This window comes from Alloyangia pacifica (assembly GCF_020524285.1).
Classification (GTDB): domain Bacteria; phylum Pseudomonadota; class Alphaproteobacteria; order Rhodobacterales; family Rhodobacteraceae; genus Salipiger; species Salipiger pacificus_B.
Window position 1 is genome coordinate 52818 of the sequence record NZ_JAIVKX010000012.1, and the last position, 12542, is coordinate 65359.

Annotated in this window: 10 protein-coding genes; 8 read left to right on the plus strand and 2 right to left on the minus strand. The window is 67.1% G+C overall.

Annotated elements, in window-relative coordinates:
* Positions 1-548 precede the first annotated feature (548 nt).
* Together rhaI and LC039_RS17120 are read right to left on the minus strand one after the other, a co-directional pair.
* Entirely contained in the window at positions 549-1823 is a 1275-nt protein-coding gene (gene rhaI, locus LC039_RS17115) for an L-rhamnose catabolism isomerase (protein ID WP_226626723.1), read from the minus strand.
* Between the two features lie 76 nt (positions 1824-1899).
* On the minus strand, positions 1900-3999 hold the full coding sequence (locus LC039_RS17120) for a bifunctional rhamnulose-1-phosphate aldolase/short-chain dehydrogenase (RefSeq protein WP_226626724.1): 2100 nt from the start codon (positions 3997-3999) through the stop codon (positions 1900-1902).
* 186 nt (positions 4000-4185) lie between these two features.
* On the opposite strand from LC039_RS17120, the gene LC039_RS17125 reads away from it, so the two are divergent.
* From LC039_RS17125 to LC039_RS17160, 8 genes are all read left to right on the plus strand, one after another.
* The gene (locus LC039_RS17125) at positions 4186-4986 is read left to right on the plus strand and encodes a DeoR/GlpR family DNA-binding transcription regulator (RefSeq protein WP_226626726.1); all 801 of its coding nucleotides are present in this window, start codon (positions 4186-4188) and stop codon (positions 4984-4986) included.
* Positions 4987-5031: 45 nt separating this feature from the next.
* On the plus strand, positions 5032-6030 hold the full coding sequence (gene rhaS, locus LC039_RS17130) for a rhamnose ABC transporter substrate-binding protein (RefSeq protein WP_226626728.1): 999 nt from the start codon (positions 5032-5034) through the stop codon (positions 6028-6030).
* Positions 6031-6102: 72 nt separating this feature from the next.
* Complete coding sequence (locus LC039_RS17135) at positions 6103-7659, plus strand: sugar ABC transporter ATP-binding protein (RefSeq protein ID WP_226626730.1); 1557 nt, start codon at positions 6103-6105, stop codon at positions 7657-7659.
* 112 nt (positions 7660-7771) lie between these two features.
* Entirely contained in the window at positions 7772-8752 is a 981-nt protein-coding gene (locus tag LC039_RS17140; protein WP_226626733.1) for an ABC transporter permease, read from the plus strand.
* Positions 8749-9750, plus strand: a complete 1002-nt coding sequence (locus LC039_RS17145) for an ABC transporter permease (RefSeq protein WP_226626735.1) — start codon at positions 8749-8751, stop codon at positions 9748-9750. The genes LC039_RS17140 and LC039_RS17145 overlap by 4 nt, the downstream gene beginning before the upstream one ends.
* On the plus strand, positions 9750-10064 hold the full coding sequence (gene rhaM, locus LC039_RS17150) for an L-rhamnose mutarotase (RefSeq protein ID WP_226626738.1): 315 nt from the start codon (positions 9750-9752) through the stop codon (positions 10062-10064). The genes LC039_RS17145 and rhaM overlap by 1 nt, the downstream gene beginning before the upstream one ends.
* Positions 10065-10071: 7 nt before the next feature.
* The gene (locus LC039_RS17155; RefSeq protein ID WP_226626740.1) at positions 10072-11487 is read left to right on the plus strand and encodes an FGGY-family carbohydrate kinase; all 1416 of its coding nucleotides are present in this window, start codon (positions 10072-10074) and stop codon (positions 11485-11487) included.
* Between the two features lie 66 nt (positions 11488-11553).
* A complete protein-coding gene (locus tag LC039_RS17160; protein ID WP_226626741.1) occupies positions 11554-12507 on the plus strand; it encodes a 3-hydroxyacyl-CoA dehydrogenase NAD-binding domain-containing protein in 954 nt (317 codons plus the stop codon).
* Positions 12508-12542: the final 35 nt, after the last annotated feature.

Genomic DNA, 12542 nt, shown 5'->3' on the forward strand with positions numbered 1-12542 from the left:
CTCGCAGGTGCAAGCGGTCGATGCGCCTCGGGGCAGTCGCGCTGAGTCCGGATGCGGAAGCTCTGGTCGCGCACGGAGGTGGCGCCAGCGGCAGCGGTAGGAACAGGACTCTGGGTAACCCATGGGTTACCCAGAGTCCGCGGTGAGCCTTGGTGGCAGAGCCAGGCGGCTCCGGAGGCGCCTGCGGCGCCGAGCCGTGTCGCGCGAAAGAAGGCCCAACGGAGGAAAGGCTTGGAGGTGTGCGTCAGCCGTAGAGAGGGCGTGACGGGACAACCAGATCAAACCGCGTGGCGCGCCGTGGGGCTGGGGGAGGGGGCGGAGCTACCGAGCGAAAGCGCCACGATCCGGAAGCGCGCGTATCGGGGAAGCGCGACTCCGCAAAACACATAAAATCAGGGTGATTCGCCCCGAAAACACGGCGAATCAGGGGGTTAAAGCCGGAATTCAGCGCCGAATCGCCGCTAAATGTATGAGATAGAATGAAAAATCCCGGCAGATTTCGCTGCCGGGACGGGGATTTGTCTTTCAGGGCGGGATTTCGGGCGAAATCAGACGATCCCGCCGCCCGCGCCGCTCACCTCGGGACGCTCCGCGGACACCTTGGCCCGGTAGTCCGAGGCACGATAGGCCGTCACGGGATCGATCGCCGCGCCGGCGTCCTGCCGCGCCATCGCGAGGATCGGCTCGACATCGACCCGGTAGGCGGCCTTCAGCGTGGCGGCGGCCATCAGGGCGTCGTTCTCCTGCTGGAAGCCTTTCAGGGCCTCACGATCCACCAGAAGAGCCTGAGCATAGGCCCGGCGCACCTCGTTCGCCGAGGAAATCAGGCTCTCGATCGGGTCGGTGACGTTGTGCGACTGGTCGAGCATATGCGCGGGCGCGAAGCCTTCCTTGCCCTCGGCGGGGACCAGCTCGTTGAACACCAGGAACAGGCGGAAGGGGTCGATGCTGCCGGTGTCGAGGTCGTCGTCGCCATACTTGCTGTCGTTGAAGTGGAAGCCGCCGAGCTTTCCGAACTGGATCAGCCGCGCCACGATCATCTCGATATTGGTGTTGGGCGCATGGTGGCCGAGGTCGACGAGGCAATAGGCCCGCTCGCCCAGTTCCTTGGCGATGAGGTAGTTCGTGCCCCAGTCCTGCACCACGGTGGAGTAGAAGGCGGGCTCGAACATCTTGTGCTCGGAGAACAGGCGCCAATCCTCGGGCAGGCCCTTGTAGATGTCCTGCATGGCAGAGAGATAGCGCTCGAACTGCGCCGTCAGATCGGTCTGTCCGGGGAAGTTCGAACCGTCGCCGATCCAGACCGTCAGAGCCTTGGACCCGAGTTTCGAGCCGATTTCGATACAGTCCAGGTTATGCTCGACGGCCTGCGCGCGCACTGCCGGGTCGGTGTGCGAGAGAGAGCCGTACTTGTAGCTGAGCTTCTGGCCGGGCTGGTCCTGAAAGGTGTTCGAGTTCATCGCGTCGAAGCCGAGCCCGAGCGAGGCGGCCTTTTCTAGTAGCGCCGACGGATCTTCCTTGTCCCACGGGATGTGCAGAGACACCGTCGGCGTGGCCGCCGTGAGCTGGTGAATGACGCCGCAGTCGTCGAGCTTGTCGAAGATGCCGCGCGGCTCGCCACCACCGGGGAAGCGGGCGAAGCGGGTGCCGCCGGTGCCCACGCCCCAGCTCGGCACGGCGACGCCATAGGAGCCGACTTTGCGCTTGATAGTGTCGATATCGATGTCGCGGCGGGCGAGCTGGGCGCCCAGCATCTCGTAGTCGAACTTGAGCGCCTCGGCGCGTGCCGCGTTTTCCGCGGCAATGAGATCGCTGTCGATCATGAAATCCTCCCGTGCCGCCTCTCCATGGCGGCGTCAAAAAGGCGGCACGAGGGTCTCGCGCCGCCGGAACAGGGTCTTATCGCGTGAAGGCTTCCTTGTTGCCCGCATCGACGTTGAGGATGTTGCCGGTGGACTTGGCCGAGAGGTCGGAGGCCAGGAAGTAGGCCGCCTCGGCAATGTCCTCGGGCAGCACCGAGCGTTTCAGCATCGAGCGGTTGCGGTACATCTCCTCGAGCCCCGCCTTGTCGGTACCGTAGGTCGAGGCGCGCTGGTCGAGCCATTCGCCCTCCCAGATGCGCGAGCCGCGCAGCACCGCGTCGGGGTTCACCACGTTGACCCGGATACCATGCTCGGCGCCCTCCAGCGCGAGGCAGCGGGCGAGGTGCAGCTCGGAGGCTTTCGCCGTGCAATAGGCCGAGGCATTGGGCGAGGCGGCGAGGCCGTTTTTCGACCCTATGAAGACGATCGATCCACCCAGTCCCTGCTTGCGCAGCAGTCCGAAGGCCTCGCGCGAGACAAGGAAGTAGCCGGTGGACAGGATATCCATGTTGCGGCTCCAGAGCGCCAGCGAGGTCTCTTCGACGGGGGCCGACGACGCGATGCCGGCGTTCGACACCAGGATATCGACCCCACCGAATGCCACAGACGCCTCTGCATAGGCTCTGGCAACGGCGTCTTCGCGGGTCACGTCCACGGACACGGACCGCACGACATCCCCCGAATAGAGACTGGAAAGCTCCGCGCCGACCTTCTCGGCGGCGGCAAGGTCAATATCGGCCAGCACCACGCAGGCGCCCTCGCGCAGCAGCCGTTCGGCGGTCGCCGCGCCGATGCCGCCGCCACCGCCGGTGACCAGCGCCACGCGGCCCGCCAGCGACTTCGGTTTCGGCATGCGCTGCAGCTTCGCTTCCTCCAACAGCCAGTACTCGATATCGAAAGCTTCCTGTTCGGGCAGCCCCTGGTACTCGCTGACCGCCGAGGCGCCGCGCATCACGTTGATGGCGTTGACGTAGAACTCGCCGGAGATACGCGCCGTGGCCTTGTCCTTGGCAAAGGTGATCATGCCGACGCCGGGAACCAGATAAACCACCGCGTTAGGGTCGCGCAGGGCAGGGGAGTCAGGTCGCTTGCAGCGCGCGTAGTAGGCGGCGTAGCTCTCGCGGTAGGCTTCGACCTGCGCCGGAAGGCTGGCAAGCACGGTGTCCAGATCCGGCTTGTTAGGGTCGAAATTCACCACCAGCGGCGCGATCTTGGTGCGCAGGAAGTGGTCCGGGCAGGAGGTGCCCATCGGGGCGAGGGTGTCCAGCGCGTTGGAATTGACGAAGTCCAGCACGGCCTCCTGGTCGTCGAAATGGCCGACCATGTGCTGGTTGCCCGAGACCATGCCGCGGATCGCCGGCATCAGCGCCGCCGCTACTTCGCGACGGGCTTCGGGGGCGAGGCTCTGCAACTTGGCGCCGCCGAAGGCCGGCTTGCCGTCGGTCCTGGCCTCGAGCCAGGCAATGGCCTCGTTGATGATCTCGATGGTGGTGGCGTAGCAGCTCTCGGCGGTGTCGCCCCAGGTGAAGAGACCGTGGCTCTCCAGCACGACGCCGTCGGCCTCGGGGTTCTCGAGGCAGAACTTCTCCAGCCAAAGACCCAGCTCGTAGCCGGGGCGCTTCCAGGGCAGCCAGCCGATGCGCTCGCCGAAGATCTCGCGGGTCAGAGCCTTGGAATCTTTCGAGGCGGCGATGGCGATGATCGCGTCGGCGTGCATGTGGTCCACATGGGCGCGCGGCACATAGGCGTGCAGCGGCGTGTCGATCGAGGCGGCGCGGGGGTTCAGGTTGAAGGTGCAATGGGGCAGGTAGCCGACCATCTCGTCCTCGGACTCCACCCCGCGGTAGACACCTTTCAGCGCGCGCAGCTTGTCCATGTAGAGGGTCGAAAACCCGTCCAGCTTCATCGAGCCGACGTCGCCGCCGGAGCCCTTGACCCAGAGCACCTCGGCCTCTGCGCCGGTGAGCGGGTCGCGCTCGATGACCTTGGCCGAGGTATTGCCGCCACCGTAGTTTGTGATTCGCTTGTCCGACCCCAGAAGGTTGGACCGGTAGAGCAGCTTTTCCGGCTCGCTCATCCCCGCAGCCTTGCCGCTATCCCACAGATTTTGCAGGCGGTCCTTGGCCCGTGTCAGCATGGTGATCCTCCATTGTCGCGGTCCGGAATGGCCGCCTCCTCGCCCTGAAAGCTGCGGCTCGCCCCGCGTTCTGTCAACCAGAAACGATCAGAAACGATCATGCGGCAGCGCAGCATGATTGAAACTGAAAAATGATGATTGACTTGATCGGGGATTCGTCCAATCTGAACCGAACGGGAGGACCAGATGCACGAAACCGAACGCCACAGGATCATTCTTTCCGCCGTCCAGGAGCGGCCGATCGTGACGGTGTCCGAGCTCGTCGCGCTGACCGGGACCTCCGAGGCGACGATCCGGCGCGATATCGCCACGCTGCATGGCGCCAAGCGGCTGCGCCGGGTGCGCGGCGGCGCCGAGGCGCTGACGCCGCCGCCGCTGCCGGGGCTGGCCGGACGGCCCTTCGCGGTGAACCAGGCGATCAACATCGACCAGAAGCAGGCCATCGCGCGCGAAGCCGTGGCGCTCTGCGACGATGGCGAGGCGATCATCATCAACGGCGGCACGACGACCTTCCAGATGGTCCACCCGCTGGCCAACCGCCGGCTGCAGGTGCTGACCAACAGTTTCCCGATCGCCGAGCACCTGCTGAAGAATTCCAAGAACACGGTGATGCTGCCCGGTGGCGCGCTCTACCGCGAGCAGAACATCATCCTGTCGCCCTTCGCCAACGACATGACGCGGCACTATTACGCCAAGCGCATGTTCATGGGCGCCCATGCGCTCGGGCCGATCGGGTTGATGGAGGCGGACCCGCTGCTGATCCAGGCCGAGGAAAAGCTCATCGACCAGGCCGACGAGCTGGTGGTCCTGGTCGACAGCACGAAATTCGACAACCGCTCGAGCCTGGTGCTCTGCCCGCTCGAGCGCATCGACATCGTCATCACCGATGACGGCATTTCCGACCGCACCGCCTCGATGCTGGAGGCAGCCGAGATCCGGCTGATCGTGGCGCAGACCGGACGGGCGAAAACCGCCGGGGCAGGGTGACCGCCCCGCGCGATACGTGAACGCTCATAAATCAGGGAGGATACCATGGGCATTTCGAGACGACTTTTCGGAGGGACCGCGCTGGCCGCGATGATGCTGGCCGGCGGTGCCGCGCAGGCGCAGGACAATGTGCGCATCGCACTGGTGGTCAAGGCGCTCGGCATCGGCTTCTTCGAGGCCGCCGCCAAGGGCGCAGAGGAGGCCGCCGCCGAGCTGGGCAATGTCGAGGTGATCTACACCGGCCCCACCGACACCACCGCCGAAGGCCAGATCGAGGTGATCAATTCGCTGATCGCGCAGAACGTCGATGCGATCGCGGTCTCCGCCAATGACACCGACGCGCTGGTGCCCGCCTTGAAGAAGGCGATGCAGCGCGGGATCACCGTGATCTCCTGGGACAGCGGCGTCGCCCCCGAGGGGCGGCAGCTCCACCTCAACCCCTCGTCGAACCCGCTGATCGGCAACATGATCATCAAGCTCGCCGCCGACAACCTGCCCGACGGCGGCGAGGTCGCGGTGCTCTCGGCCACCACCACCTCGACCAACCAGAACATCTGGATCGACGAGATGAACAAGGTGATGGGCGACTACCCGGGCATCGAGGTGGTCACCACGGTCTACGGCGACGATCTCGCCGACAAGTCCTACCGCGAGGCGCAGGGCCTGATGCAGACCTACCCGGATCTCGACGCGATCATCGCGCCGACCTCGGTGGGCATCGTCGCCGCCGCCCGTGCCGTCGAGGATGCCGGCAAGGTCGGCGAAGTGAATGTCACCGGCCTCGGCCTGCCGTCCGAGATGGCCGGCGCGATCGAGAGCGGCGCGTCGAAGAGCTTCGCGATCTGGAACCCGATCGATCTGGGCTACTCGGCCACCTATCTCGCCTACGAGCTGGCCACCGGCGATGCCGAGGCCGCGCCGGGCGCCGAGATCCCCATGGGCCGCATGGGCACGCTGACCCTCGACGACAACAACGAGGGCGCCATGGCCGATCCCTTCGTCTACGACAGCAGCAATATCGACGAGTTCAAGAGCATCTTCTGATCCGCTCCTGACCTGAGCCCCGGCGCGCGTTTGCGCCGGGGTCCCACCCAAACCCACTTATCGGGGGCCTCGATGCAAGTCAGCCTCACCACCCCGCCCGTCGCCGAGTCACGCAACGGGGCGACGGCCGATGCCGCGCCCGTGCTGCGGCTCGAGGGGATCACCAAGACATTCCCGGGGGTGAAGGCCCTCGACGGCGTCACGCTCGAGCTCTACCCCGGTCAGGTCACCGCGCTGGTGGGCGAGAACGGCGCGGGCAAGTCGACCATCGTCAAGACGCTCACGGGCATCTACCAGCCCGACGGCGGCACGATTTCCCTTGGCGGGGAGCCGGTGCACTTCGCCACCGCCCAGGACGCCACCGCCGCCGGGATCACCGCGATCCACCAGGAGACGGTGCTCTTCGACGAGCTTTCCGTCGCCGAGAACATCTTCATCGGCCATGCGCCGCGCGGGCGGTTCGGCCTGATCGACTGGTCGAAGATGCGCCGTGATGCCCAGGAGATCCTGTCGCGCATCGACGCCGATCTCGACCCCGACATGCCGTTGCGCGAGCTCGGGATCGCCTCGAAGCACCTCGTGGCCATCGCCCGCGCGCTCTCGGTGGACGCCCGCGTCGTCATCATGGACGAGCCCACCGCCGCGCTCTCGCACAAGGAGATCGAGGAGCTCTACGAGCTGGTCGAGCGCCTGCGCGCCGAGGGCCGCGCCATCCTCTTCATCTCGCACAAGTTCGACGAGATCTTCCGCATCGCCGACCGCTACACGGTCTTCCGTGACGGGCAGCACGTGGGCTCGGGCCTTATCGCGGACGTGGACGAGGCCGAGCTGGTGCGCCTGATGGTGGGCCGTTCGGTGGACCAGATCTTCCCGCAGCGCGCCCACAACGTCGGCGACGAGGTGCTTAAGGTCGTGGGCTACGCCCATCCCACCGAGTTCGACGAGATCAACTTCACCCTGCGCCGCGGCGAGATCCTCGGCTTCTACGGGCTGGTCGGGGCAGGGCGCTCCGAGGTCATGCAGGCGCTCTTCGGGGTCACCCGGCCCAGCAAGGGCGCGGTGCGCATCGACGGGCAGGTGCGGGTGATCCGCTCTCCGGCCGAGGCGGTCGAGAATGGCATCGTCTACGTCCCAGAGGACCGCGGCAGGCAGGGGGCGGTGATCGGCCTGCCGATCTTCCAGAACGTCACGCTGCCCTCGTTGGCGCAGACCTCGCGGGGCGGCTTCCTGCGCCTGTCCGAGGAGTTCGCCCTCGCGCGCGAATATACGGAACGGCTCGACCTGCGTGCCGCGGCGCTGGATCAGGACGTCGGCAACCTCTCGGGCGGCAACCAGCAGAAGGTGGTGATCGCCAAGTGGCTGGCGACGAAACCCAAGGTGATCATCCTCGACGAGCCCACCAAGGGCATCGACATCGGCTCCAAGGCGGCGGTGCACGGCTTCATGGCCGAGCTCGCGGCGCAGGGCCTGTCGGTGATCATGGTCAGCTCCGAGATCCCCGAGGTGCTCGGCATGTCCGACCGCGTCATCGTCATGCGCGAGGGGCTCATCGCCGCCGAGCTCGAGGGCGAGGCGCTCACCCCGGAAAACCTCGTGCGCCACGCCGCCGGCATCGGGGCGCAGCCATGACCCAAGCGCCAACCCAAGCCACTTCTTCTCTTTCCAAATACGCCGGGGGTGAATTCGCGCAGCGAAGAGGGGGCAGCGCCCCCCAGCCCCCCTCACCAGCAGGAGCCGCCCTATGACCCAGTTCCTGAAATCCCGCGAGGCGATCCTGTCGGCCGCGATCCTCGCGCTGCTGATGCTGATCGCCAGCCGCTTCCCGGCCTTCGTGGCGCCCAGCAACCTCGCGCGGGTCTTCACCGACACCTCGCCGCTGATCCTGCTGGCGCTGGGGCAGACGGTGGTGATCCTCACCCGCTGCATCGACCTGTCGGTGGCCGCCAACCTCGCGCTCACCGGCATGGTCTGCGCCATGCTCAACGCCACCTACCCGGGCGTGCCGGTGGCGGTGATCCTGGTGCTCGCGCTCGTCATGGGCGCGGTGATGGGCATGGTCAACGGTCTGCTGGTGTGGAAGCTGAACATCCCGCCCATCGTGGTGACGCTGGGCACGATGACCATCTACCGCGGCATTATCTTCGTCATCTCCGGCGGCGCCTGGGTCAACGCTCACGAGATGAGCCATGCCTTCACCGGCTTCCCGCGCGCAGAGCTGCTCGGCCTGCCGGTGCTGGCCTGGATCGCCATCCTCGTCACCGGGCTGTTCTTCCTCGGCATCGCGCGCACCCCGCTGGGCCGCGCCTTCTACGCCGTGGGCGGCAACCCGCATGCGGCGGTCTATACCGGCATCGATGTCGGGAAGACCCAGTTCATGGCCTTCACCATCTCCGGCATGCTCGCGGGGCTTACGGGCTATCTCTGGGTCGCCCGCTACTCGGTGGCCTATGTCGACATCGCCGGCGGCTTCGAGCTGGAGGTGGTCGCCGCCTGCGTCATCGGCGGCATCTCCATCGCCGGCGGGGCGGGGACCATCCTCGGCACGCTGCTCGGCGCGCTCTTCCTCGGCATCGTCAAGAACGCCCTGCCGGTGGTCGACATCTCGCCGTTCTGGCAGCTCGCCATCTCGGGCACGGCGATCATCGTCGCGGTGGCCTTCAACACCCGTTCGGGCCGCAACAAGGGCCGCATCATCCTCAAGCGCGCGGAGGGCCACGCATGACCGAGACCGCATCCCACGGGCAGGCGCCCCGCCACATCCCCGACCGGCTGCAGGGCCCGGGCGCGCGGCTGCTGAAGAGCTGGGAGCTGCTGCTCTTCGCCGTCGCCGTGGCCATCTTCGTCGCCAACAGCTTCGCCTCGCCCTATTTCCTCAACGCCTGGAACCTCAGCGACGCCACCTTCAATTTCACCGAAAAGGCGATGATCGCCTTTGCCATGGCGCTGCTGATCATCAGCGGCGAGATCGACCTCTCGGTCGCCTCGATTATCGCGCTTTGCTCCACCGCCATGGGGGCGGCGGTGCAATACGGCGCGGGCACGCCCGAGATCGTGCTGATCGGCCTGGCCACGGGTCTCGCCTGTGGCGCCTTCAACGCGGTGCTTGTGACGAAGATGGGGTTGCCGTCCATCGTGGTGACCATCGGCACGATGAGTCTCTTCCGCGGCATTTCCTACATCGTGCTCGGCGATGGCGCCTACCGCGGCTACCCGGCGGACTTCGCCTACTTCGGGCAGGGCTACGTCTTCTGGGTGATCTCCTTCGAGTTCGTGCTCTTCGCCCTCTTGGCGGTGCTCTATTACATCCTGCTGCACCGGACCAACTTCGGGCGCATGGTCTATGCCATCGGCAACAATGCCACCGCCGCCAGCTTCTCGGGCATCCGGGTGGCGCGGGTGAAGTTCATCCTCTTCCTGCTCACCGGGCTCATGTCGGGCGTCGCGGCGATCTGCCTGACCTCGCGGCTCGGCTCGACGCGTCCGTCCATCGCCTTCGGCTGGGAGCTCGAGGTGGTGACCATGGTGGTGCTCGGCGGCGTGTCGATCCTCGGCGGCTCGGGCTCGATTCCCGGCGTGGTGATCGCCGCCTTCGTCATGGGGCTGGTGACCTTCGGGCTGGGGCTGCTGAACGTGCCGGGCATCGTCATGTCGATCTTCATCGGCCTGCTGCTGATCGGGGTCATCGCCCTGCCGCGGCTCTGGGCCATGTGGAGGCGCTGATGGAGAAATACGCCTTCCGCATGGAGCTGAACCCCGGCTGCGCCGAGGAGTACAAGCGCCGCCACGACGCGATCTGGCCCGAACTGGTCACGCTGCTGAAGGAGGCCGGGGTCGAGGATTACTCGATCCACCTCGATCCCGAGACGAACCATCTCTTCGGTGTGCTCTGGCGGCGCGAGGACCACGGCATGGACGCGCTGCCGCAGACCGAGGTCATGCAGCGCTGGTGGGCGCATATGGCCGACATCATGCGCACCCATCCGGACAACGCGCCGGTGGCGGTGCCGCTCGAGCCCATGTTTCACATGAAATGAGATCGCGATGACCAAGCCGCCCCGCCCGAGCCCCCGTCATGTCGCCGTCTGGGACATCGGCAAGACCAACGCCAAGCTCGCCGTCGTCGACATTGCCAGCATGTCCGAGATCGGCGTGCGGACCCTGCCGAACAGGGTACTGCGTGACGGCCCCTATCCGCATTACGACATCGAAGGGCTCCGGGCCTTCCTGCTGGAGGGGCTGACCGCGCTTCAGCGCGAGCACGGCATTGACGCGATCAGCATCACCACCCATGGCGCCTCGCTGGTGCTGCTCGATGGGGCAGGGGCGCTGGCCTGCCCGGTGCTGGATTACGAACATGACGGGCCGGACGGGCTGGCCGATGCCTACGATCAGCTCCGCCCGGACTTTGCCCTCACCGGCTCGCCGCGCCTGCCGATGGGGCTGAACGCGGGCGCGCAGCTGCATTGGCTGCTGGAAACCCGGCCCGGGCTGCGCGAGCGGCTGGCGCAGGTGGTGACCTATCCACAGTACTGGTCGGGTTTGCTCACCGGGCGGTTCGGCTGCGAATACACCTCGCTCGGCTGCCACACCGACCTGTGGCAACCGCGCGAGGGGCGTTTCTCTGCGCTGGTCGCCGCGCTCGGGCTCGAGGGGAAGATGGCACCGTTGGCCCATGCGGGCGATGTGGCCGGGACGCTGCTGCCGGAGATCGCCGCGCAGACGGGGATCGCGCCGGAGACGCCGGTGCTCTCGGGCATCCACGATTCCAACGCCTCGCTGCTGCCGCACCTCAAGGCGCTGCCACAGCCCTTCGCGGTGGTCTCGACCGGCACCTGGGTGATCTCCATGGCCGTCGGCGGCGCGCAGGTGCCGCTCGATCCGGCGCGCGACCTGCTGATCAACGTGAACGCGCTTGGCGGCCCGACCCCCTCGGCCCGCTTCATGGGCGGGCGCGAGTACGAGAGTCTGAAGCCCGAGACCGGCCCGCACTCGGACCGCGACGTGAGCGCCGTTCTGCAGCGGCAGGCCATGTTGCTACCCTCGGTCGAGACCTCCTCCGGCCCGTTTCCCGGGCGGCACGGCGGTTGGTCCGAGGCGATGTCGCCCGGCGAGAAATCCGTGGCGTTGGCCTTTTACCTCGGGCTGATGACCGCAGACTGCCTGGCGCTGATCGGGGCCGAGGGGCCGGTGATCGTCGAGGGGCCCTTTGCCCGCAACGCGCTGCTGCTCGACATGCTCGCCGTGGCGACGGGGCGCGAGGTGGCCTGCTCCGCCTCGGCCACCGGCACCAGCATCGGCGCGGCCCTGCTGGCGGTCGAAGCGGCCCCGGTCGGCGCTGTGCGGCCGCATGAGATGACCTCCGACCGGGCGGCGCTGCAAAGTTACGCAGCGGCATGGCGCGCGGCGGTCCGGCACGATCCCTCCGAGGGGGCTTTTGTCCGCCGTGCAAACGGCTAGGGTGCGCGCAAGCGAGGCGGTCTCCGCCCAGCCATGCGCGATTTCCCGAATCCGAGAGGTTTTCCCATGCCCTTCCCGACCAATCCCCAGACCGTCGCCGTCATCGGCGCGGGCACCATCGGCGCCAGCTGGGCGACGCTGTTCCTCGGCGCCGGCCTGAGCGTCCGCGCCAGCGACCCGGGCGAGGGGGCCGAAGCGAAGCTGCGTGCCTTCGTCACCGCCGCTTGGCCGTCGCTCGAGACGCTGGGCCAGACCTCGGGCCGCGCCGTCGACGAGGCGCAAGCCGCGCTTGCCTTCTTTGCCACGCCCGAAGAAGCGGCCACCGGTGCCGAGCTGGTGCAGGAGAACGCCCCCGAGCGGATCGAGATCAAGCGCGAGACCTACGCCAGCCTCGAGTCGGCGCTGGCACCCGAGGTGGTGATTGCCTCGTCGACCAGCGGCATCATGCCCAGCGAGCTGCAGGCCGAGATGAAACACCCCGAGCGGCTGGTCGTCGGCCACCCGTTCAACCCGCCGCACCTCGTGCCGCTGGTCGAGGTGGTGCCGGGCAAGCTGACCTCGGAGGCGGCGGTCGAGGCGGCGATGGCCTTCTACAAGTCGGTCGGCAAGGTGCCGATCAAGCTCAACCGCGAGATGATCGGCCATATCGCCAACCGCCTGCAGGCTGCGGTGCTGCGCGAGAGCGTCTACCTCGCGCGCGAGGGCGTCGCCTCGATGGCGGACATCGATCTTGCGGCCTCGATGGGGCCGGGCCAGCGGTGGGCCTTCATCGGGCAGGGCAAGATCTTTGCGCTGGCGGGCGGCGTCGGCGGCATGGCGCATTTCCTCGATCACCTCGGGGATGCGGTCGAGACCTGGTGGGATGACCTGGGCGATGCGCGGCTCGACTCCGAGACCCGCGCCATGCTGACCGAGGCCTATGGCACGCCGACCGAGGAGAGCTTCGCCAAGGATGTCGCGTTTCGCGATGCGGCGCTGCTGCGCCGTCTCAAGGCGCTGTCGGAAGATTCTGAGGGGTGAAGCCGGGCGAGCGTCGGCCCGTGGGTTGGCGCTGC